The following is a 22,645-nucleotide window of genomic DNA, read 5'->3' as shown; positions in this document are numbered from 1 at the left end:
CGGCATCGACCTGGACCAGCTGGCCGCCAAGTAATCGCGACCTGAAACGCAAAGCCCCCGAGCCGGCTGACCGGCTCGGGGGCTTATGCGTTGTGGCGAAAACGATCGACTTACGACAGGCCCGCCCGGGCGGCACGCGCCGCGCCCAGCATGTCTTCCAGCTCGCTCTCCTCGACGCCGAGCAGTCGCAGGATATGGCGCTGCGCGGCGTTCAGGACATGCTGACGCTCCGTCTCCTCGGGCAGGCTCTTGGCGATGGCCACGGCGCCCACCAGCGAGGCGAGGATGGCGCGAGATTTCTCGGCGATGACCTCGCGATCGGGCTCGAAGGGCAACTTCTTCAAGCGCCCCAGGGCGATGAGCCGAGTTTCCAGCATCTTCTTCACGCGCAGGTAAGAGGCCTCGAACAGCGTGCGAACCTCGGCATTCTCGTTACCGATCTCATTGAACAGTACCGTCTCCGGTCCCGGCTTTCGCTTGCGTTCCAGCTCCTGGAGATTCCAGCAGTTGGCCACCAGCTCCGTCAGGTGCTTAACCGACAGGGGTCCCTTGACCAGCCTGGCCGCACGACTGCTCTCCAGGGTCTCCTGCACCGATGCCTGATAAAGCGCTTCCTTCGAGGCGAAATGCGCATAGAAGGCCCCGTGAGTCATCCTGGCCAACTTCATGATCTGACCGATGGAGACCTTCTCGAAGCCTTGGCGACTGAACAGCTCGATGGCCGACTTGAGGATCCGCTCCCGGGACTTCGCCTTGTGGTTCGCTGAGTAGGGCATGGCGACCTCACACTCCCACGCTGAATATTACCTTGATCATATAAAGCCCGGTGCTAGCGTGGCATAACCCCAAGCTTTTCAGGACATCACCATGCAATCACCGCTCGTCATCACCGGCATGGGCATGATCAGCCCGCTTGGTTGCGGCGTCAAGGCAGGCTGGGAGCGCCTCCTCGCCGGCCGCTCCGGCATCTCCCCGATCACCCGGTTCGATACCGGCGATCTGCCTATCAAGGTCGCGGGCTCGGTGCCCGACATCACCGAAGACCCCGAAGCCGGCCTCGACCCGGACCGAGTGGCCGATGCCAAGGAGCGCCGGAAGCTGGAACGCTTCAGTCTCTACGCCATGGCAGCCGCCGAAGAGGCGCTGACCCAGGCCGACTGGTTCCCGACGAACGATGCCGACCGTGAGGCCACCGCCACCATCGTGGGCTCCGGTATCGGCGGCTTCCCCACCATCACCCAGGCCCAGAACACCCTGACGACACGCGGCCATCGCCGGCTCTCCCCTTTCACGGTGCCGGCCTTCCTGGCCAACCTGGCGGCGGGCAACGTGTCGATTCGCCATGGTTTCCGGGGGCCACTGGGCTGCCCGGTGACCGCCTGTGCGGCAGGCATCCAGGCCATCGGCGATGGCATGCGACTGATACGCAGCGGCGAGGCCGAGGTGGCCCTGGTGGGCGGCGCCGAGGCCTGTATCGACCCGCTCTCGCTGGCCAGCTTCCACGCCATGAAGGCACTCTCCACCGAGCAGGAAAACCCTGGCCGGGCGTCGCGCCCCTTCGACCAGGCACGCAATGGGTTCGTCATGGGGGAAGGTGCGGGACTGTTGGTGATCGAAAGCCTGGCCCACGCCGAGGCCCGCGGGGCAACGCCCCTGGCCGTGCTCAGCGGCTATGGCACCAGCGCCGACGCCCACCACATCACCGCCGGCCCGGAAGACGGTGCGGGTGCCGCGGCCGCCGTTCGAGCGGCGCTGCGGATGGCGGGGCTATCTCCCGAGGCGATCGATCACATCAATGCCCACGCCACCTCGACGCCGGTCGGCGACCGTGCCGAGATCGCCGCCCTGCGCAACGTATTCGGTGACGCCCTCGCCGGCATCCCGATTTCCGCCACCAAGTCGGCCACCGGCCATCTGCTCGGTGCCGCCGGCGGCGTGGAGAGCATCTTCTCTGCACTGGCGGTGATGCTCGACCGCCTACCCCCTACCCTGAACCTGGAAAAAGCCGACGAGGGCATGCGGGATCTGGACTTCGTGCCTGGCACGGCGCGCGAACAGCCCACCCGGCATGTGCTGTGCAATGGCTTCGGCTTCGGCGGGGTGAATGCCGCCCTGATCGTCAGTCGGTTGTAGGGGCCAACGCCAACCGACCGTGCACGCCACGCAACGAAAGGCCCCGAGCCAGCAACCGGCCCGGGGCACTTGCCTGTGAAACGTGGTCGTGGCGTGACTTACACCGCCACACCGGCCCTGGCGGCCCGCGCCGCGTGCAGCTTCTGGTAGCTCTCGATCAGGCGCTGGTGCTTCTCGAGACCCTCCAGCTGCATGTTGGTCGGGGTCAGGCCGTGGAAGCGGACCTCGCCGTTCACCGAGCCGACCACGGCTTCCATGGTCTCCTCGCCGAACATGCGCGTGAAGTTGTAGAGGTAGTCGTCCAGCTCCAGCTCGTCGTCGAGGGCGATCTCCAGCACCGCGTTCACCGCCTGGTAGAAGAGCCCGCGCTCGACGGTGTTGTCGTTGAACTGCAGGAACATCTGCACCCGATCCAGGGCCTCCTCGTGCTGGCCCAGCGCCAGGTTGATCAGCAGCTTGAGCTCGAGGATGGTCAGCTGGCCCCAGACGGTGTTCTCGTCGAACTCGACGCCGATCAGGGTGATGATGTCCTCGTGGTCATCGATCTGGGTCTCCTCCAGGCGCTCCAGCAGGTCGGCCAGCCGCTCGTCGCTCAGCTCGTGGAGGTGCAGGATGTCCTCGCGGAACAGCAGGGCCTTGTTGGTGTTGTCCCAGACCAGGTCCTCCACCGGATAGACCTCGGAATAGCCCGGCACCAGGATGCGACACACCGGCGCGCCCAGGTCATCGAAGACGGCCTGGTAGGCCTCCAGGCCCAGCTCCTCGAGGATGCCGAACAGGCCGGCGGCCTCCTCCTCGTTGGTGCCCGAGAAGTCCCACTCGACGAACTCGACGTCCGTCTTCGAGCTGAAGAAGCGCCAGGACACCACGCCCGAGGAATCGATGAAGTGCTCGACGAAGTTGTTGGGCTCGGACACGGCCAGGGAGTTGAAGGTCGGCGGCAGGAAGTCGTTGAGGCCCTCGAAGCTGCGGCCCTGCATCAGCTCGGTCAGGCTACGCTCGAGGGCCACCTCGAAGCTCGGGTGCGCGCCGAAGGAGGCGAAGACGCCGCCGGTCTTCGGGTTCATCAGGGTGACGCACATCACCGGGAACTGGCCGCCCAGGGAGGCGTCCTTGACCAGGATCGGGAAGCCCTGGGCCTCCAGCGCCTCGACGCCCTCGAGGATATCCGGGTACTTCTTGAGCACCGCCATCGGCACGTCGGGCAGGGTGATCTCCTCCTCGAGGATCTGGCGCTTCACCGCCCGCTCGAAGATCTCCGACAGGCACTGCACCTGCGCCTCTGGCAGGGTGTTGCCGGCGCTCATGCCGTTGCTGAGGAAGAGGTTCTCGATCAGGTTTGACGGGAAGTAGACCGTCTCGCCGTCCGACTGGCGCACGTAGGGCAGCGAGACGATGCCGCGCTCCACCTTGCCGGAGTTGGTGTCGATCAGGTGGGAGCCACCCAGCTCGCCGTCCGGGTCGTAGATCGCCCGGCAGTGGTCATCCAGGAGGCCCTCCGGCAGCTCGTCGTTGGGCCCCGGCTGGAACCACTCCTCGTTCGGATAGTGGACGAACTGGCTGCCCGCGATCTCCTCGCCGAAGAACTGGTCGTTGTAGAAGAAGTTGCAGCTCAGGCGCTCGATGAACTCGCCCAGCGCCGAGCACAGCGCGCTCTCCTTGGTGGCGCCCTTGCCGTTGGTGAAGCACATCGGCGAGGCGGCATCGCGGATGTGCAGCGACCACACGTGCGGCACGATGTTGCGCCAGGAGGCGATCTCGACCTTCATGCCGAGATTCTCGAAGAGGCCGGTCATGTTGGCGATGGTCTGCTCCAGCGGCAGGTCCTTGCCCTCGATCCAGGTGCTCGCGCCCTCCTCCGGCTCGGCCATCAGCAGCGCCTGGGCATCCTCGTCCAGGTTCTCGACCGTCTCGATCTGGAACTCTGGGCCGGTCTGCACCACCTTCTTGACCGTGCAGCGCTCGATGGAGCGCAGGATGCCCTCGCGATCCTTGGCGGACAGGTCCTCCGGCAGCTCGACCTGGATCTTGAAGATCTGCTTGTAGCGGTTCTCCGGGTCGACGATGTTGTTCTGCGACAGGCGGATGTTCTCGGTGGGAATGTTGCGCGCGTTGCAGTAGACCTTGACGAAATAGGCCGCACACATGGCCGACGACGCCAGGAAGTAGTCGAAGGGACCGGGGGCCGAGCCGTCGCCCTTGTAGCGGATCGGCTGGTCGGAGATGACCGTGAAGTCGTCGAACTTGGCCTCCAGCCGGAGGTTGTCGAGATAGTTGACCTTGATTTCCATTGACAAAGCACCGGATATGTGGTTTCGGGCGACCGTAGCGCGTAACCCGCCATTATCCAGCTTTTCGGGCCCTGCGTCTTGGGCGAGTGGTCAAAAATCCACCGGCCTGGCGCGAGCCAGGTGAGGGATGGTCCCGGCCAGGCCTATCCATGCCTTCAGGTCACGCCCGTCCGTCGATGCCGTCGATACCACTGGGAGAGATAGACCAGCGCATAGAGGCTCACGCCGAGAATATCGGTGAACCAGTTGGGCTGGATCAGCATGAAGGCCACGCCCAGCAGCACCAGCCGCTCGGGCAGGATGGTGCGGATGCGCACGAAGCCCTGCACCCCGGCGGCGAAGGCCATCATGCCCACCAGGGCGCTGGCGAAGATATGCACGATCTGCAGCCAGCTCTCCACGTTGATCTGCAACAGTTGGGTGTTGAAGATGAACATGAACGGCAGGATGGCGGTGCGCATGTCATAGATGAAGCCCTGGATCCCGGTGCGGATCGGGTTGCTGCGGGCGATGCCGGCGGCGGCGTAGGCGGCCAGTCCCACCGGAGGGGTATCGTCGGCGAGGATGCCGAAGAAGAACACGAAGAGGTGCGCCGCCAGCAGCGGGATGCCGAAGCCGAATTCATTGCCCAACTGATAGATCACCGGCGCGGTGAGGGTGGCCATCACCACATAGTTGGCGGTGGTGGGCAGCCCCAGGCCGAGGATCAGGCTGGCCACGGCGGTGATCAGCAGCACGATGGCAAACTGGGTGGTGGTGTCGAAACCCGTCACATCACCGCCGAAGAAATCCACCACCGGCAGGGTGACCAGGCCGATGCCCGACGCCATGGCGGCGCTGAGGATCTGGATGATCTCGGTGAGCCGCAGTCCCACCCCGGTCTGGCTCACCGAGCCGACGATGATGCCGGCGGTGGCCACCGCCACGGCGATCCCCACCATGTTGCGTGCCCCGGCGAGCAAGCCCTGGAAGAGGGTCACCACCCCGTGCCACAGGGCCGGCGCTAGCGGGCGCCCTTGTCGAACCGCCTTGACGGGTTCCTGCACCAGCATCAGTACCGCCAGGGTAAGGATCGCCACCATCACCGCATAGCCCGGCGTGCGCTGCTCGATCACCAGGTAGTGGACCAGTACCGTCACCGGGATCAGGAAGTGGAGCCCCCCGAGGAAGGTCCTGAGCCGTGGCGGCAGCTCATCACGCGGGATGCCATGCAGGCCCAGCTTCAGGGCCTCCAGGTGCATGATATAGAAGAGCGCGAAGTAGGCCACGAAGGCCGGGATGGCCGCGGCACGGATCACCTCGATATAGGGCACCCCGACGAACTCGGCGATGATGAAGGCCGCCGCCCCCATCACCGGCGGCATCAGCTGGCCGTTGGTGGAGACCGCCACCTCGCAGGCTCCCGCCTTGTAGGCCGGGTAGCCGGTGCGCTTCATCAGCGGGATGGTGAAGGTGCCGGTGGTGACCACATTGGCCAGCGACGAGCCGGAGACCATGCCGGTCAGCCCCGAAGCCACCACCGCCGCCTTGGCCGGGCCGCCGCGCAGGTGACCGAGGAAGGAGTTGGCCACGTCGATGAAGTACTTCCCCGCCCCGGCCTTGTCGAGCATCGAACCGAACAGCACGAAGAGGAAGACGAAGGCCGTGGAGACCCCCACGGGCACCCCGAAGATGCCCTCGGTGGTCACGTACTGGTGGCTGATGGCCCGCTGCAGGCTGGCGCCGCGGTGGGCCAGCAGGTCCGGCATCCATTCCGCCAACCAGGGAATGGCGCCGCGCGGACCGGAGAGTTGGTAGAGGAAGAACAGCCCGGCAATCACCGCCAGGGCCGGCCCCAGGCTGCGCCGGGTCGCCTCCAGCAGGAGCAGCATGAACAGCAGGCCGATCCAGATCTCGCGCTCGATCGCCAGCCCCTGCCGAGCCTGCAGGCCCTGGTAGTCGAATACCAGATAGAGCGCGCCGAGCCCGGCCATCAGGGCGAACAGCAGATCGAACCAGGGCACGTGGTGGATCTGTTCGCCACGCAGCGACCAGAGCACCGCCACTGCCAGGGCGAGCCCCACGGCCAGCGCCAGCCAGTGGGGCGGTGAAAGCGGCGTGACCTCCCCCACCAGGCGCACCGCCGCATAGCCGACCCCCAGGCTGAGGCCGCCCAGCACCGCCAGTTGGAAAACCCCCGGGCGCCGGCGGCCGCGAATGGCCGGAAACACCAGGAAGGCCAGGGTGATACCGCAGAAGACATGCACCGCCCGCTGGATGATCACGTCCACCGCCAGCACGCTCGCCACCCCGAGCTGAAACAGCGACCAGCCCAGTGACAGGCCGATGATCCCCCAGAGCAGCACCCCGCTGGGCAGGCGGCCACCGGTCTCGAGCTCCTCGACCAGCCGACGCGCCGCTCGGGCGGCCTCGGTATCGTCCCGGGTCGGTTCCTGTGTACTCTGGGGCGATGCCGGCGGCGGATCCGGGGGCTGAGAGCGATCGGCCATGGCGGTGCCTCACGGAGTGGCCGTGCGAGAAGCCGGCCGGGGCCCATGGCCCCGGCCGCGGGTCCGAGAAAAAGCTCTCGAAAGAGCCGCCGCCCCTACTGCAGGCCGGCCTCCTGATAGGCCCGCTCGGCCCCGGGATGCAGCGGGGCGCCGAGGCCGCTCAGGAAGTCCTCTGCGGTGAGGAGGTTGAGGGCCGGATGGATCCGGGTGAAGTCCTCGAGATTGTCGAGTACCGCCTTGGTGACCTTGTAGACCACCTCCTCGTCCAGATCGGTGGTGGTGACGAACAGCGCCTTGACGCCGAACAGGGTGATGTCCTCCTCCTGGCCACGATAGGTACCGGCGGGCACCTCGGTGAAGGCGTAATAGGGGAACTCTTCCACCAGGGCCTCGAACCCCGGGTCGTCCATGGGCACGAAGACCACGTCCTGGGTGGTGCTGATGTCCTGCAACGCGGCCCCACCGACGCCCACGGTGAAGAAGAAACAGTCGACCCGACGGTCACGCAGGAAATCCACCCCTTCGGGGGCGGTCAGGTTATACGCATCGAAGTCGTCCAGATCGATCTCCAGCGCCGCCAGCGCCTGCTCCACGGTGAAGCGGATGCCGGAGCCGGGGTTGCCGATGTTGATCCGCTTGCCGACGATATCGCGCACGCTGGTGATCCCGGACTCCCGGGAGCAGACCAGATGCAGCGGTTCGGCATGCAGGCCCATCACGGTGCGCAGTTCGGGTACCGCCTCCCCCTCGAACCCCGCCTCGCCGTTATAGGCCTGATAGACCACGTCGGACTGGGCCAGGGCCAGGTCGAGTTCCCCGGCGGCCAAGGCTCGGACATTGAAGGCGGAACCACCGGTGGCTTCCACCGTGGCCCGCAGGCCCACATCGGCCTGGTTGATGATCTGCCCCGTGGCGCCCCCCACGGGATAGTAGATACCCACCACGCTGGCGGTGCCGATGGTCAAGAACTGGCGCTGGGCGAGGGCCTGGTGGGTCACCAGTCCGAGCGCCAGGGCCAAGAGAACAACAATGAGTCTTTTCATGACAGCCTCCCCGATGGAATGGATCGAACATCCGCCTCCTGCGGGGGCCCTTGCCCCGTGGCCTCTCTTTCACCGTCTCCCTCTCGGAGCGGTGAAGCCACGACATCGGCGACAGGGCCGGCTCGTCGATGGTGTCGAGGTACGGTTATTTACCAGTCTATACGCAAACGTCGCCCTGCCACGGCGTGAGGGTCGCGAATTTGCGACGAACTGGACTCTACTGCGTAGCGATTGATGCTAGCTACTGAGCCCAAGTACAGTCATTATGATGATTGTCGCCGCAGCACCGGCGATGAGAAGCTCCTCGCAGAGCGAGACCAGCCGGGGCGTTACTGGTCTACCCTGAATACAGTTCCACCCATAGCGGATGGTCCTCTGGAACCAGGTTCTTGGCGGAACGCCCTGATTTCTCAAGAGAATACCATCCGCCACCTTCGTTTTCAGACCTCCCTCATGAATCTCCCGGGATAAAAGCTCTTGCTCACTTGGCAATCTTCCTGGTTTGCCAGAGAACTCTTGACCATGAAAAATGGCGACAACTTATCTAATCGGCGACGATCTAAACCTGTAGCTTAACTCAATCATGTGAAAATCGGCCCCGGTCGTGTCAGATCCATTAACGCCGGCATCGGAATAGTGAAGAAACCGATAGCCTAGCCCCAGGTTTTTATATAACGTAACACCGACGCCCACGGTCAGGGCAAACTGGAAAGGCCCGCCATAATCCTGCGTCCCAAAGCGATGCCTACTGAACAGTGCTCCACCTGCTCCCAGATCCAGGATAAAGCGCCCGTCTTCACTCCCCAGCGTCAATTCAGGGATGAGAGAAACGACGAGAGCCTTTTCCCCCGCTCCCCGCAACATCCCGGTACTCGCCATCAAACGGGTTCCCACACCCCAGTCTGAAGTGGAGTAGCGCTCCCATGGTAACTCGAAGTTAGCCGACACGTCGTACTCCTCGAAATTCTCCGGCGCCTCTTCTCCAAGCAAGGTCTTCTCTGAAACTCGTGCGCGCATGCTGAGGCTCTGTAATCTCAGGTCATCAGCGTAGCTCTGGCTGGGAGCGAGAAGACAACAGATGACGATCGGCAACAGTCCGACATAAAAGGAATGGTGAGAAAATCCGATTACTGGAAGCATATATTCATTCAAAAGAAAGGTTTTTCCAGCTATACTCATGTGTTAACGCCCGGCCCAGCGGGCCATTTGGAGCGACGGAGGAGCGGAAAATGGCTCCGCCTGCCGCCGCTTTGTTATACGGCACTTAATAAACCGCGAACATGGATCATTCCGGGCTTGCCGGAGGTCTTTTAGCCTTGTCAGACCGTGCAGGGCTGCCGGGTACCCACCACGCTCCAGCCTTGCCAGCTTCTGCCGCACGCTCCGCCTCCGTGAGATTTCGTGTACGGACTATAGATATTAGCATTGACCCGCCGATCAGAACTGCGGTGATCAACAACGCCAATTCCGTCGGAATGAACTTCGTTCCGAAATAGGCGTTCACCAACATCTTCACGCCAACGAATATCAGAACCAGGGAGAGCCCATACTTAAGGTAGTGGAAACGGTGTATGACGCCCACCAGCGCAAAATACAGTGCCCGTAGACCTAGGATGGCGAATACGTTGGACGTGTAAACAATGAAAGGGTCGGTAGTAATAGAAAAAATAGCTGGAATGGAATCCAGTGCGAACACCACGTCAGTCAGCTCAACCAGCACCAGCACGATAAACAAGGGTGTGATGTACAGTACACCATTCTGGCGGGCAAAGAATTGTCGGCCAATGAAATCTTCTGTCACCCGGAAGTGTCGTTGCATGAACATCGCCACACGGTTCTTGTCCAAATCCGGCTCCTGACCTACGGTGATCAGCATTTTGACGCCGGTAAAAACTAGGAACGCTCCAAACAGGTAGATCACCCAATGAAATGCGTCGATCACGGCGGACCCGACCAATATGAGGCCTCCCCGCATGATCAGAGCGCCCAGCACCCCCCAAAAGAGCACCCGATATTGGTATTGGGGTGATACTCCAAAGTGCATAAAAATGAGCACGAAGACAAAGATGTTGTCGACGCTGAGACTCTTCTCGATGAAATAGCCCGTAAGAAACTCGTACCCTGCTTCTCGGCTCATGAAGACAAAGAGGCCGACCGCAAAGATCATCGCCAAAACGATGTACCCAAAGCTCAGCCACAACGCTTCGCGCACTGTAATCACCCGATCGCCCCGGTGCAGGACCCCGAGATCCAGAGCTAACAACAGAATTACGAACAGATTGAAACCGGTCCACAGCCAGATTACGTCCATATCCATTCCTGGTTATCCCTGGTTAAAGTTACCAAGAAGTGTCACCACTGATCGGGTAACGTGTTCTGTTACCTCCCTTCGAAACACCCTCAACGCTAACAGTGTTTAGACTGCACGCTTTGATATTTGATGAACACGCCTGCACGTTATTATCTAGGCTTTTTATGAAAAGTAGATTTTGCTAATTTCTCCTATGCCACAGCAGCATAGGTGAGATATGGCAGGACGCTACGAGCTATCCGACCGCAGCTGGTCGCTGATCAAGGACATCGTCTCGCCACACCAGTCGATGAGCCGGCCAAGGCGAGATGATCGTCAGGTGCTGAACGGCATCTTCTGGGTCTTGTGCTCAGGGGCCAAATGGCGTGACTTACCCGAGCGCTATGGCCCTTGGAGCACGGTATATACCCGATTCCGCCAGTGGCGTGATGATGGCACCTTCGACGCCGTGCTGGCGCGCCTCCAGCTCAAGCTTCGCGAGGATGGCCTGATGGACCTGGACACCTGGATGATCGACTCCACAGCCGTTCGCGCCACCCGTGCCGCCTCGGGAAGCGGCAAAAAGGGGGAACGGGCGAACCGGTAGACCATGCGTTGGGGCGTCGCCGGGGCGGCTTGACCACCAAGATCCATCTCGTCTACGACCGACATGGATGGCCGCTGACGTTCACACTGTCGCCGGGCCAGGACGCCCGCTGGGGTAGCGGAACGTCAGACAGTCCGGGCACGCTACCGCCCTACCCTGCACGCCGTGATGGCGCCCTGCCATCCATGTGGTAGTCCCGGCGTTCCCAGTGGCCATCTAAGTGGTCTTGATCTTCAAGCCTATGCAACCGGCTCCTTGACTGCAAAAGGTCCGCTTGCACTGTGCCGAATGGAGCATCCCGAGGGGTTATCTTTATAATCCTGGCCCCGAGCCATGGCGGTTTGGAGCCGGCATAACGTCTTATCGGCATCGCCGGCTCAAGATGAAGGCCGGGGCTCGTTCCAGCGCTTCACGAGGCGCGCCGATTCCTGGAGGGTGGCGACGAACCAGGGCACCTCCCACTGCGGAGTGCTGGAGTAGGTGTGGAGCACCTCCTCGTCGCTCATCTCGAGGATGCGGGTCCAGTGGGCGTGGTTGGCGGCGTCCACCAGGCGGCCGATGGTCAGGTCACTCCGCGTCGCTCAGCATGATGGCGCTCACACTCGCCCGCCGCCCGTCGGGCACCAATAGCTGCATGCGCCCGTCGATCCGCGCGGGCCTCGACATACCCAGCTCAGGGGAGCCATAGGCATGGTTCGAGAAGCCGCTCAGCGAGTGGATCTCCACCAGGCGCTCACCGCGGCGTCGGTAGACCCTCAGCACGCCACCCAGGTGGGGTGTCGTCACCGCGGCGATCTCCGCCTCACCGTTGCCGTTCAGGTCGGCGACGCCGACCGGGTTGAGCCAACGGTTCGGCCTACCGATCGGGGCCGACTGCGCCACGACCTCCAGCCGATTGCCATCGAGGCCGACCAGTGCCAGCCGCGCCCCGCCGTCACGCGAGCTGACGATGGCGAGCAATTCCGCCGGCGCCCGATCCGCCAGTCGCACGAGGCGCGGCGCCAGGTCCTCGAACACCTCATCCCTGGGGCAATTCCAGCCCCACGTCTCGCCCGGCGTCGGTCGTCGCGACCAACCGCGCGTATTCATGCGGCCAACCCAGGGCATAATGCCCGTACCGCTCGACCGGCTCGGCATACCTGGCAGCGACGATCTGCTCCGCACGGGCGGAAGGCGCCATCAGCACGATCAGGGCACAGGTGACGTTTCATCATCCTGATCCTCTGAGGCGGTTGAGCGCTAGCCCGGAGATGGCGGAGCAAATGGGGTCTGGGAGAAAAGGGAGCTGTCCGCGATTGCTCCTGGCAAACGGGGAGGACTCCATATACGAACGGTGATCCCCCTTCACGAGTGGTCAGTCGCGGATCGTGATCGCTGCTCGCTGACAGGGTAGGTGCCTGAACTCAGCAGAGTGGCACCGTGAGGTTATCGCTATTACCGAGGCTTCCTCGAACGCCAATAGCGAGCAATAGTGGGTTTGACGCTGACCCCGTGAACCAGGATCGACAAGGCCACCACCACCAGGGTCAAGTGTATCAATTCCAGTGCTATATCCTCTGGCAGCCCGTGTTGGATGGCGTACATGAGATAGTAAAGCGAGCCAATACCACGGACACCAAACCAGCCCACGAGGTGACGCATACGCATGGGTGCCCTGCTTCCTAGCAGGCCAAGGTGCACGCTGATGGGGCGGGCGACAAAAAACAGAAACGCCGCGAAGCCAGCGGCTCGCCAGCTCCAGGAATCCCAGAACAGCGAACCGCCGATCAGTAAAACAAGCACGATTTCTGCTAGCCGTTCGAGGTGTTCGTTGAAGACCAAGGAGCTTTCGCTCACGTGCACGTGCGCTATGGCTTTCGGCTCATCGTCCTGGCGAGTCTCGATACGTTCCGAATACCCTTGCTTTAATCCGGCCAATTTTAGTTCGGTATGGCGCAGAGCCACCGCTGCACTAAACACAGCTAAAAAGCCCCAGGCATCCACTAACAAGCTGACTCCGTAGGCGAGCGCTATCAGTCCCAGGCCGAGAAAGCTTTCCAGAAAGGCGGTATCCAAAAAGGTAGTGCGTATCTTGTTTACCAGCCAACCTACACCATAGCCTGCCAGAATACCGATGCCGATACCTGCACCGCTGGCCCAGAACACATCCACTGCCAGCCAACGCCAACCGGCGTCGCCAAGATCGTGCAGACCCAGCAAGCCCAGGCCGAGCATCACGAACGGGAAGGCGCTGCCGTCATTCATTCCGGCCTCGCAGGTCAATGCAAAACGTAGATGGTCAGGATCATCGGCATGGCGAACCTGAACTTCGGTCGCCAGAACAGGGTCGGTCGGTGCGACTACGGCTCCTAGCAACACGGCAGCCCCAAGGGGCAAAGTGAGCCAGTAGTAGCCGAACAGCGTCACTAATCCGACGGTAATCGCCATCGAAAAAACCGCCAGTTGCAGGGGGTTCTGCCAGCGCTTGATGGTCACCGGCGCTGGCATTTTCACGCCGGCGCAATACAACGAAATAAGTACAGCTATCTCGGTCAGAAGCTCCAATAAAGCCGATTCTTCCAATGAGTTAAAGTGAAACAACCCAAAGCCCATCGGTCCAAAAATGACTCCGATCATGAGATACAAAATGGCAGAGGTAGCGGGCACCCTCTTGAAATAGGAGAAGGTAAAGCCCACTACCAGAAGCAGCGTTCCAATCAATATGAACCAGGTCTCGGCTGTCATAGGTTACTCATTGACATCCTCCCCCGCCTGAAGTCGGGGGATGTCCACGGCGCTCAGGCGCGGCATTGAGCCGCCCCCGAGTCGCTCCGGTGGGTTCCTGTTGCTGGCGGCATCAATTCGTATTGGAAGGCTGGCAGGCGCTGCATCATCATGACCTGTTCACTCACACAGTTCCGGCGTTACAGGACGGCTGCGCCGTCCGCGCCATCCACCTCCCCCAAGAATGAGGGCGCTTCTCGTGCAACTTGGTAAGCCTGTGTTCACTGGCAAGATCACTGCCAACCGCACGCGACCCGAAAAGGATCGGACCAACGTGATCGCGCGCGTTCGTGAACTCGCCTCAACCCGCTATCCTCGAATCCCTCCCTCGGATACCCAGCGCGTCAACGCCCCTGCGCACCCCGGCGCAGCCAGTCATGCACGAAGGTGAGCTTACGGCGCGCGGCATCCGACAGCACGAAGGGGTAGATATCCGACAACCCCATGGAGCGATTGACATGATTGACCCCCGCTGCGAGGGAGGCCGCGACATAGATCAGACGCTCGGCATCCGGTTCCGAATACGGGTCCCAACCCCGGCTCGGCAGCTCAGGCGAGGACAGGCCCGCCGCGACGAAGCTGTCGGTAATATCGGTCAGGTGCAGCAGATGCGCGGCGGTCTCGGCCCAGTCCTCATGCGGATGCGAGGAAGCGTAGCTGGTCAGGAAACGCTGCCGCCAATCGGGCGGAGGGCCCTCATGGTAGTGGCGCTGGAGCGCAGCGGGGTAATCCATGCGCTCGTCGCCGAACATGGCGCGGAAGGCGTCGAGGAAATCCTCGCGCAAGCTGAGCCGCCACCAGAGCATATGCGCGATCTCGTGGCGCATATGGCCGATCATGGTGCGGTAGGGCTCGTCCAGCGCTTGGCGGCGAGTGGCGCGCAGGACCGGGTCCGCCTCAGCCACGCTGATCGTCACCACACCTTCGACATGCCCCATCAACACGGGCGTCAGGCCCTCGGCGACCAGGTGAAAAACGGGAGGCGCGCCCGGATCCTCCGGCCGGAACCAGTGCCAGCGGCCGAGATTGTCAAGCGCCCAGCGCTTGGCGGCTTCGGTCTGCGCCCAGTTGGGGATGGCGCCGGGTATGGCGGGGTCTGGGGCCAGCGCCGTCATGGTGCAGGACCGGCAGAAGGCGCCCTGGGCAGGAGCAATCCAATTGCAACCGATGACTTCCCGGTTGGCGCAGAAGGGCGGCATCGGCAGGAAGGCCCGCGCCTGCGGATCGTAAGCAACGGGGGTGCCGTCGGCGGTGGTGAGGTTGTCAAACCAAAGCGAGCCGGAACCGACTGGGTTGGCAAAAACGCGCATACAGTAGGGACTCCGGAAGAACAACGGGGCACAGGGCCCGAAAAGTCACGAATTCATACTTCGCTTCTCCCAGTCGTGTGTCAACTCGTTTGGAGCGCGGCCGGATATTCTCCCCGGTCGACAGCCTGAGCGGGCAGGATTGCCTGGTCCTCATGCTGACCCCCCAATCCGGCGATAGGCGTCGTGGCGGTGGCTTTCAACAGAATCGCTTATCATGCATGTAACTGTGAAACCACTGGGGAGGAAGGTATGAGCTACATCGCGTTCCTGGCGGGACTCTGCTTCCTGCTGGTCGGTGCCGAAATACTGGTTCGCGGCGCTTCACGGCTGGCGGCACGCCTCGGCATCTCGCCGCTGGTCATCGGCCTGACGGTCGTGGCGTTCGGCACCAGCTCGCCAGAGCTGGCGGTCAGCATCAAGGCCGCGTTCGCGGACCAGGCGGAGATCGCCATGGGTAACGTGGTGGGCAGCAACATCTTCAACATCCTGTTCATCCTCGGGCTCTCGGCCATGGTGACGCCACTGCTGGTCGCTCAGCAGCTGATCCGCTTCGATATCCCCTTGATGGTCGGCCTCTCGGCGGCCCTGTTGCTGCTCGTGCTGGATGGGCAGCTGAGCCGCCTGGATGGGTTCCTGCTGGCGGCGGGCCTCGTTGCCTACCTCGCCTTTCTGCTTTACCAGAATGCCCGGTCTCGCGCCCAGGCCACCGCCGGGAGCGACGGCATGCCTTCTGCCAGCGATGCCTGGGGGATCAACCTGATGCTGGTGGCGGCAGGCCTGGTCCTGCTGGTGCTGGGCTCGCGATGGCTGGTCGAGGGAGCGGTGGCCTTTGCCAGCTTCCTGGGGGTCAGCGAGCAGGTGATCGGCTTGACCATCATCGCGGCGGGCACTTCCCTGCCCGAGGTCATGACCTCGCTGATCGCTGCCCTGCGCGGCGAGCGCGATATCGCCGTGGGGAACGTGGTCGGCAGCAACGTGTTCAACATTCTCGGCGTGCTGGGACTGAGCAGCCTGCTGGCGCCGTCCGGCCTCATGGTGACGCCCGCCATGATCAGCTTCGACATCCCCGTGATGCTGGCCGTCGCGGTGGCCTGTCTGCCGATCTGTTTCACGGGTGGCACCATCGAACGATGGGAAGGCGCCCTGCTGCTGGGCTACTACGTCGCCTATACCCTCTACCTGATCCTGGCGACGACTCAGCATGATGCGCTGGCCGGGTTCACCGGGGTCATGCTGTACTTCGTGCTTCCCCTGACGGCCCTGACACTGGCGGTGCTGAGCCGGCAAGAGCAGAAGCGCCGCTCTGGCAGGCTTCGCTGACCCCACGGCGCGCTCGCGCTCGCTCGGCGCTGCCGAGTTCAGGGTCACCGCGGGACGTCGCGGGCATCGAGCCGTGGGGCCACTGTCCGCGGTTTCCCTACCTCAAGATGAGGGGCGATCAAACGCCAGCGTCCGCGTCCGGCGTCCCCTCCTCGGTTCGTTGGGCGATAGGCGGCACAGCCGTCGCCTGGCGGGTATCGCTGGATCCATCGCCGAGGCGACGGTCGATATAGTGCAGTACAGCCAACTGGGCGAAGAGAAAGGCAAAGCAGAGAACAATGCCTGGGATCATGGTCGGATTCCGGAGAGGGCCCTGTCTGCATCATAGGCCAGCTTCGGCCAGGCTCACCATCGAATTCCGCGGCCACAACCGGCGCTGAGTGGCCGGCACTGGCTCCCGCCCCGGCAGCACCGCCGGACGTGTCTCCTGGTGTCGAACACTCGAGGCGCGAGGGGTGGCCGATCAGGCATCAGGCCCGTCGTCGGCTGACTTCGCTTGAGCCGCCAGAAACCCGGTGATGGCCTCGTTGACCGGTGCCGGCCGCTCGATCGCCGCCAGGTGTCCGGCACCCGGAATCACCGTGAGGGTGGAATCGTGCAGTCGCTCGTGAATCCGTCGGGAGAGCGCCACCGGCAGGGAGCGATCCTCCTCCCCCACGAGCACGAGCGCCGGCACGCGGATCTCATGCAGGCGATCGAGCACCGAGTCCCGCTTGATCAACGCATCCAGGCCCAACAACATGGAGGGCACGTGATTCTCGGCAACGCGCGCCTTCCACTCGTTGACCAGGGCACGGTTCTCGCGCCGGGTGGTGGCACCGAACATCAGCCCCACGATGGACGGCAGCAGCGGGCGAAAGCCGAAGGCACGCGCCGTGGCGCCCATGGCGCGATACTTCACCTTGTGCCAGGCGGTTTCCGAGCCGGCATCCGTATCCATCAGGATGAGGCCGGCCACCCGCTCCGGGTGGCTCAACGCGGCGCGAAGCGCCACCATCCCGCCGATCGACAGGCCACACCAGATCGCCCGCTCGATGCCGAGCTCATCCAGCACGGCGACAACGTCCGAGACGGCATCGTACAGCGTAAACGGCTCCGTGATGTGGCCGGACTTGCCATGCCCGCGGAAGTCGGGATTGATGACGCGGTAGTGTTCGACCAGGGCGGGAACCTGCTCGCGCCACATCTCACCCGAGCAGAGAAAGCCGTGGCCGAGGACGATGGGCAACCCCGCGCCGCTGTCCTCGAAGGCGATCCGGACGCCCTGGTGGTCGACCACGGTCATGGGTGTCTCCAATGGATAAGGATGGGCGGTCTCAAGTTCCAAGCGCAACGCTATTGAAGGGTGCTCGGTCCACCGACGGATTTCTTGAGCACCTCGGCGTAAACTTCCAGCGGCGTTCGCCAGTCCAGTGTCTTGCGCGGCCGGGTGTTCAGTGAATCAGCGATCTCATCGAGCTCTTCCTGGCTGTAGACCGACAGATCCGTGCCCTTCGGCAGGTACTGCCGCAACAGCCCGTTGGTGTTCTCATTGGAGCCCCGCTGCCATGGGCTATGCGGATCAGCGAAGTAGATCGCCGTACCGGTCTTCTGAGTGATCTCGGCATGCTTCATCATCTCTCTGCCCTGGTCGTACGTCATGGACAGGCGCAGGGAGCGCGGCACTTCATTGAGCTTGTCACTGAAGCCGACGGCCGCCGCCGTCGCCGTGGTGCCGTCCACTTTCGCCAGGATCACCAACCGTGTGGTCCGCTCCACCAGCGTACCGACGGCGGAGCGATTGTTGGCGCCAATGATGAGATCGCCTTCCCAGTGGCCAGGCATCAGGCGATCTTCGATCTCCGGCGGCCGCATATGGATGCTGACCAGCTCGGGGATCTGCTGGCGTCGATCCTTGCCACGACTGCGTGGACGACGCTTGCCGTTGCCCTGCCGTAAGCAGGCGATGAGTTCCTTCTTGAGGCTGCCGCGAGGCATCACATAGAGCGCGTTGTAGATGGCCTCATGCGAGACCTGGCGACGTGAATCGTTGGGAGACATACGCTTCAGTGTGCGGGCTATCTGTTCCGGTGACCAGTACTTGCGCAGCAGGTAGACCACCACCTCGAAGAGCTCCCCGTCGGGATGCAGCTTGGGGCGCTGACGTGGCCGATGTCGCGTCAGACGGGCCCGGTAACCCGCCAGGCCGGCATCATAGCCCTTGATGGGATCGACCGTGTGACGAGCGATTTCTCGCGACACTGTGCTCGGTGCACGGCCCAGATGAGTGGCGATGGCCCGGATCGAATGAGTGGCTCGCATCATCATGATGGCGGCTCGGTCTTCAGCAGAGAGATGGCGATAGCAGTGAGTCATGGCAGCACCGTACCTGATGGGTCACGTGTTGCACTTGCTCATTGAGACCGCCATGCATGCGGAATGCGCGTCAGGATCAAAATGATCGCTAACGCCCGACACAGCGGGCAACTTGTAGCGCCAGCGAAACGTTGCTCCGCTGCTGCCGTTTGTGAGTCCCCATGCTACAGATCCGCTTCATGATTCACACCATCACTGATTGGAACATCAGCAATGTCATACGGGTTGACACCCTCCAAACACCCAACATTGAATCCGTACTCGTTTGGATTGGAGCGCGTTTGGTGATGCGTGTAGATGCCACAGTTCGAACAGAAATAGTGCCTTGCGACCCGCGTGTTGAAATGATAGAGCTTAAGGTGCTCAGAGCCTTTGAGGACGCGGAGACCGCTCAATGGCACATAAGCCATAGCTGCTCCTTTACGCCTACAAATAGAGCAATTACACCTTTTCAGGTCAACAAGACCATCTGGCAGATCAAGTTCGATTTCCACCATGCCACAGTGGCACGTAGCCCTGTGCTTGAGCTGAATTTCAACTCCGCCCACTTGTTCGAGCACTATAATGTTTCCCGTGTGGCCTAACGTATCGCTAACCGGCGCGAGGTACGAGGGTCCGGTTGAGCGATTTGTTAAGCATCCGCGGCCTTCTCTCTGGCTTTCTTGATTCTCTCGATACGACCCTCAAACCCTGACTTCGTTCCATCATGGAGCCCATACCGCATAGCTTCCTCACAGACCTCGATAGCCCGTGAATACTCACCCCTCTCCTGGAGGAGCTTCGCGTACGTTTGGAATGTCGTGACGTTGGGCAGAATGCCATCCATATCTTGCCTCAGTGCTGGAGCAATATCGGGAAACTCCCGGATATGCTGCTCCGCTGTCTCTGAACAAAGCTTGACCATATCGGGATCGGATCGCTTCTTATAGGCCTTCTCGACGATTCCCATGAGCAAGAAATGCCGATCAATCGGGTTCGTCTTTTGAGATCGGGCTTTTTTCATTCTCTCAAGGTCATCGGACGTCCGAGCTTCGAACACTTCGTCCGCCCGCACCGACTTACCTTGGCGTATGACATGTTTTGAGCCAGATTCCGGGGAAGCCGAACGAGGGCGAGATGGCGAACTGGATCGCCGCCTTGGCCTGTGCGTCGATCTGCCGTTCCGCAGCGACTTCCACCACAGTGCCGCGAGGCCAGCGATGACAAGAACGGTAATGGCTTTCATAGACCTTCTCTACAATGCTTAACAGTGATTAGGCGGAACGTTCTGATATTGAATGAACGCGCCGGCACGTTCAAGAATGTTATCTAGCGCGTCATTCTTTCCCTAACCCATTTATATTTAAAAATATTAAGAATAGCTCGGCAGCCTATACTCGGCCACACGAGGGTGGAAACCACCCAGATCTATACACATGTGCTGGGCAAGGGCTTTGCCGGCGTGCGCAGTCCTCTGGGGTGAGGGAATGCCAAGGGCCCCGGGCATGCTACCGCCCCTACCTTGCACGCTGCGATGACCTCCAGCCATCCATGCGGTAGTCCCTTGTTCCGCGCGTCTGCTTCACACCGGCCGTCTTCAGCGGCCTTAGTCATCAAGAGTAAGCAGGTGTAACGTTGGACGCAAAGCCACGGTTGGTCGTAGCGGGGGTACGGCGTTGCTCCTCGGCCCGGATCAGCAGCCCCGGGCCATTGGCGGCGTAGACGAGATGGCCCCTCTTGATGACCCCGTCCAATGCGGTGCCCTCGCTTACCAGGGCACGCAGCGTCTCGACCCGATCGCGCTGCCAGCCGGCCTTGGCCGCCAGATAGGCAGCGGGGTTTGCGGGGGCCGTGGTCTTCTTCAGCGCTCCCCCTCGCCTGCTGTCGAATCCTCCAGCCCCAGCCGTTGGTGCCACTCGGCGATGCTCTCCTCGGGGTAGCCGGCGAAGCATTTGTCGTTGTCCCGCGCCTCGACTTCCACCCAGTCGGCCTTGCTGTCGAGCAGCAGGTGGACCCGCTCGGGCGGGACCGGCAGCTCGCTGTCGATGGCCGAGGCGAAGGGGTGGACCAGCTCCGGCCAGCGGGGATCGTAGACCCACAAGGCACTGGCGCAATAGCGGCAGAAGTGGCGCTCGCCGGGGCTCGTCTCGCCGTCGATCACGGCCTGGTAGACGCCCTTGTGTTCGGCGCCCTCGACCCGGAGCGTCTCGGTGCGCCCGCTCAGGTTGATGGCGTAGCCGCCGCCTCCCGCGGTCTTGCGGCAGATGGAGCAGTAGCAGCGCTGGTAGGGATAGGGATGCGGCGACTCGACGCGGAAACGCACCGCGCCGCAATGGCAGGAACCTTCGAGCAGCATGACGTCTCCTCCCGGGCATGGTGGCTGCTTCCAGTCTAGTGCACCGCAATTTCGTTCAATACCGCGCTCGGCCGTCATCGCAGACTCCGGTCATAGTCTCGACCGGAGGATGACCATGAGCCTGTCGCTGTTGCTGCCGATGTCGGCCTTCGCCCTCGCCGCCTCGATCTCGCCGGGACCCGTGAACCTGGTGTGCCTGAGCAGCGGTACCCGTTATCCCCTCGCCCGGGGGTTGGTGTTCGTCAGCGGCGCCACCCTGGGCTTCATCGCCTTGTTCATCGCCGTGGGCCTGGGGCTCTATTCGCTGCTGTCGATGGCGCCGGGCATCCACGAGGCCCTGCGCTGGGCCGGGGTGGCCTTCCTGCTCTACCTGAGCATACGGCTGTTTCGCGACGACGGCCGCCTGCCGGAGGGCGACGCCCAGCGCGCGCCGGGCTTCATGACCGGCGCGCTGATGCAGTGGCTCAATCCCAAGGCCTGGCTGGCCTCTGCCTCGGGGATCGGCGCCTACACCAGCGGCCACGACCTGCAGCAGGTGCTGCTGTTCGCCGCCCTCTACCTGCCCATCTGCTGGCTGTCGCTGGGGAGCTGGGTGTATGCCGGGGCCTTCCTGCGCCGCCACGTCCATCGCCCCGCGGTCCTGGTCACCATCAACCGGAGCCTGGCGGTGCTGCTCGCCGCCAGCTGCGTCTACCTACTGCTCGGGTAGCGACCGCCGGTACTGGTTCGGCGTGGCGGCCACCAGCCGCTTGAAGGTGCGCTGGAAGTGCGGCTGGTCGCTGAAGCCGGCATTCAGCGCCGCCTCGGCGATGGGCGTGCCCTGCTTGAGCTCCCGCTGCCCGAGCTGGATGCGGCGATTGATCAGATAGGCATGGGGCGTGAGGCCGAAGTGCTGCCGGAAGGCGCGGATGAGGTGGCCGGGGCTGTAGCCGGAGCGCTGGCACAGGGCGTCCAGCGAGACGTCTTCCGCGGCGTGCGCGTCGAGGTAGGCGGCCAGCTCGCGCAGGGTGGCCGGGGGCATCGGCAGCGGCTGGGTCGGCTGGCCCGCCACCCGGTGCATCAGCGCCGAGAGGTACTCGACCACCTCGCTCTGCTTGTCCAGCAGGTCGCGCCGCGGGTCCAGCAGGCAGGCGGCCAGGCGGCAATAGCCGTCATACCAGGCGGGCTCGTCGATCACCGCGGTGGCGATGTCCTGCCAGCGCGGCGCCGCGAGCAGGCCCGCCGCGTAGCGCAGGCGCGTCAGCCAGTCGGCCTCCACATACAGCATCAGGTAGGCCCAGGGCCGGTCGTCGATGGGATTGCAGGCGTGCACCCACTCCGGGTTCATCATCACCAGGCTGCCGGCACGGATCCGGTACTCGTCATCACGATAGCGAAAGGTGCTCTCGCCCGCGGTGATGGCACCCAACGACCACTGGGTATGGCTGTGGGGCGCATAGCAGACCTGGCGGCCGTCCTCGACCTTGCGCAGCTCCACATGGGGCATGCGCGCGTCGCGCCAGAACAGAGGCTTGCCGGGATCGGTCATGGCCGCGGTCCTCCGGAGTACGGGCTCGGCGATGGGATGGGGAAGGTGCGCCGGGGCGGGGGCCGCTCGAGCGTCTCCCCCATGGTAGCGGAATGCCGCTGGCAGCGCTCCCGCCCCTCGTCCCCGCCGGTTTCCGGCTCCTGCACTCGAGGGTTAGGGTGACAACCGCCGACCCAACCGG

19 protein-coding genes and 1 pseudogene are annotated in these 22,645 nt (G+C 63.0%); 4 read left to right on the top strand and 16 right to left on the bottom strand.

Annotated elements, in window-relative coordinates:
* Positions 1 to 110: 110 nt before the first annotated feature.
* On the bottom strand, positions 111 to 776 hold the full coding sequence (locus OCT48_RS07190; RefSeq protein WP_263592015.1) for a TetR/AcrR family transcriptional regulator: 666 nt from the start codon (positions 774 to 776) through the stop codon (positions 111 to 113).
* A gap of 91 nt (positions 777 to 867) precedes the next feature.
* Between OCT48_RS07190 and fabF the strand changes: the two genes are divergently transcribed.
* Entirely contained in the window at positions 868 to 2,133 is a 1,266-nt protein-coding gene (gene fabF / locus OCT48_RS07185) for a beta-ketoacyl-ACP synthase II (protein WP_263592014.1), read from the top strand.
* Between the two features lie 98 nt (positions 2,134 to 2,231).
* On the opposite strand, the gene OCT48_RS07180 is transcribed toward fabF, so the two are convergent.
* The 5 genes from OCT48_RS07180 to OCT48_RS07160 all read right to left on the bottom strand — a co-directional run bounded on the left by OCT48_RS07180 (position 2,232) and on the right by OCT48_RS07160 (position 10,267).
* Positions 2,232 to 4,424, bottom strand: coding sequence for an OsmC domain/YcaO domain-containing protein (locus OCT48_RS07180; RefSeq protein WP_263592013.1), 2,193 nt, complete (start codon positions 4,422 to 4,424; stop codon positions 2,232 to 2,234).
* A 155-nt stretch (positions 4,425 to 4,579) separates the two neighbouring features.
* On the bottom strand, positions 4,580 to 6,913 hold the full coding sequence (locus OCT48_RS07175; RefSeq protein WP_263592012.1) for a TRAP transporter permease: 2,334 nt from the start codon (positions 6,911 to 6,913) through the stop codon (positions 4,580 to 4,582).
* A 95-nt stretch (positions 6,914 to 7,008) separates the two neighbouring features.
* Positions 7,009 to 7,956, bottom strand: coding sequence for a TAXI family TRAP transporter solute-binding subunit (locus tag OCT48_RS07170; RefSeq protein WP_263592011.1), 948 nt, complete (start codon positions 7,954 to 7,956; stop codon positions 7,009 to 7,011).
* Positions 7,957 to 8,496: 540 nt separating this feature from the next.
* Positions 8,497 to 9,135 (bottom strand): acyloxyacyl hydrolase, encoded by a 639-nt coding sequence (locus OCT48_RS07165; protein ID WP_263592010.1) that lies wholly within the window; start codon positions 9,133 to 9,135, stop codon positions 8,497 to 8,499.
* A 106-nt stretch (positions 9,136 to 9,241) separates the two neighbouring features.
* Positions 9,242 to 10,267: a TerC family protein gene (locus tag OCT48_RS07160; protein WP_263592009.1), complete on the bottom strand. Its 1,026-nt coding sequence runs from the start codon at positions 10,265 to 10,267 to the stop codon at positions 9,242 to 9,244.
* Between the two features lie 217 nt (positions 10,268 to 10,484).
* On the opposite strand from OCT48_RS07160, the pseudogene OCT48_RS07155 reads away from it, so the two are divergent.
* Positions 10,485 to 10,954 (top strand): annotated as a pseudogene (locus tag OCT48_RS07155) (IS5 family transposase); the annotation flags it as partial.
* A gap of 276 nt (positions 10,955 to 11,230) precedes the next feature.
* On the opposite strand, the gene OCT48_RS07150 reads toward OCT48_RS07155, so the two are convergent.
* From OCT48_RS07150 to OCT48_RS07135, 4 genes are all read right to left on the bottom strand, one after another.
* Entirely contained in the window at positions 11,231 to 11,401 is a 171-nt protein-coding gene (locus tag OCT48_RS07150) for a hypothetical protein (protein ID WP_263592008.1), read from the bottom strand.
* 19 nt (positions 11,402 to 11,420) lie between these two features.
* Entirely contained in the window at positions 11,421 to 11,942 is a 522-nt protein-coding gene (locus OCT48_RS07145) for a hypothetical protein (RefSeq protein ID WP_263592007.1), read from the bottom strand.
* 345 nt (positions 11,943 to 12,287) lie between these two features.
* Positions 12,288 to 13,577, bottom strand: a complete 1,290-nt coding sequence (locus tag OCT48_RS07140; RefSeq protein ID WP_263592006.1) for a cation:proton antiporter — start codon at positions 13,575 to 13,577, stop codon at positions 12,288 to 12,290.
* A 383-nt stretch (positions 13,578 to 13,960) separates the two neighbouring features.
* Entirely contained in the window at positions 13,961 to 14,926 is a 966-nt protein-coding gene (locus OCT48_RS07135) for a putative zinc-binding metallopeptidase (protein WP_263592005.1), read from the bottom strand.
* Between the two features lie 249 nt (positions 14,927 to 15,175).
* Here OCT48_RS07135 and OCT48_RS07130 point away from each other — a divergent pair, with 249 nt between their 5' ends.
* Positions 15,176 to 16,246: a calcium/sodium antiporter gene (locus OCT48_RS07130; RefSeq protein ID WP_263592004.1), complete on the top strand. Its 1,071-nt coding sequence runs from the start codon at positions 15,176 to 15,178 to the stop codon at positions 16,244 to 16,246.
* Positions 16,247 to 16,709: 463 nt separating this feature from the next.
* Here OCT48_RS07130 and OCT48_RS07125 read toward each other — a convergent pair whose 3' ends face one another.
* The 5 genes from OCT48_RS07125 to OCT48_RS07100 form a co-directional block, all read right to left on the bottom strand.
* Positions 16,710 to 17,531, bottom strand: coding sequence for an alpha/beta fold hydrolase (locus OCT48_RS07125; protein WP_263592003.1), 822 nt, complete (start codon positions 17,529 to 17,531; stop codon positions 16,710 to 16,712).
* Between the two features lie 50 nt (positions 17,532 to 17,581).
* Positions 17,582 to 18,601, bottom strand: coding sequence for an IS30 family transposase (locus OCT48_RS07120; protein WP_412031010.1), 1,020 nt, complete (start codon positions 18,599 to 18,601; stop codon positions 17,582 to 17,584).
* Positions 18,602 to 18,765: 164 nt separating this feature from the next.
* Positions 18,766 to 19,011 carry a GFA family protein gene (locus tag OCT48_RS07115; protein ID WP_263592592.1) on the bottom strand — a complete coding sequence of 82 codons (246 nt, stop codon included), beginning with the start codon at positions 19,009 to 19,011 and terminating at the stop codon, positions 18,766 to 18,768.
* Positions 19,012 to 19,232: 221 nt separating this feature from the next.
* Complete coding sequence (locus OCT48_RS07110; protein WP_263592002.1) at positions 19,233 to 19,655, bottom strand: hypothetical protein; 423 nt, start codon at positions 19,653 to 19,655, stop codon at positions 19,233 to 19,235.
* A gap of 786 nt (positions 19,656 to 20,441) precedes the next feature.
* Positions 20,442 to 20,936 carry a GFA family protein gene (locus OCT48_RS07100; RefSeq protein WP_263592001.1) on the bottom strand — a complete coding sequence of 165 codons (495 nt, stop codon included), beginning with the start codon at positions 20,934 to 20,936 and terminating at the stop codon, positions 20,442 to 20,444.
* A 115-nt stretch (positions 20,937 to 21,051) separates the two neighbouring features.
* Here OCT48_RS07100 and OCT48_RS07095 point away from each other — a divergent pair, with 115 nt between their 5' ends.
* The gene (locus OCT48_RS07095; RefSeq protein WP_263592000.1) at positions 21,052 to 21,645 is read left to right on the top strand and encodes a LysE family translocator; all 594 of its coding nucleotides are present in this window, start codon (positions 21,052 to 21,054) and stop codon (positions 21,643 to 21,645) included.
* Here OCT48_RS07095 and OCT48_RS07090 read toward each other — a convergent pair.
* Positions 21,631 to 22,464, bottom strand: a complete 834-nt coding sequence (locus tag OCT48_RS07090) for an AraC family transcriptional regulator (protein ID WP_263591999.1) — start codon at positions 22,462 to 22,464, stop codon at positions 21,631 to 21,633. The genes OCT48_RS07095 and OCT48_RS07090 overlap by 15 nt on opposite strands.
* Positions 22,465 to 22,645 lie beyond the last annotated feature (181 nt).

Origin of the sequence: Halomonas sp. M4R1S46, from assembly GCF_025725685.1 — a bacterium.
Classification (GTDB): Bacteria; Pseudomonadota; Gammaproteobacteria; order Pseudomonadales; family Halomonadaceae; genus Halomonas.
Note: the sequence above shows the minus strand (reverse complement) of the source record. Positions and strands in the feature narration are given on the sequence as shown.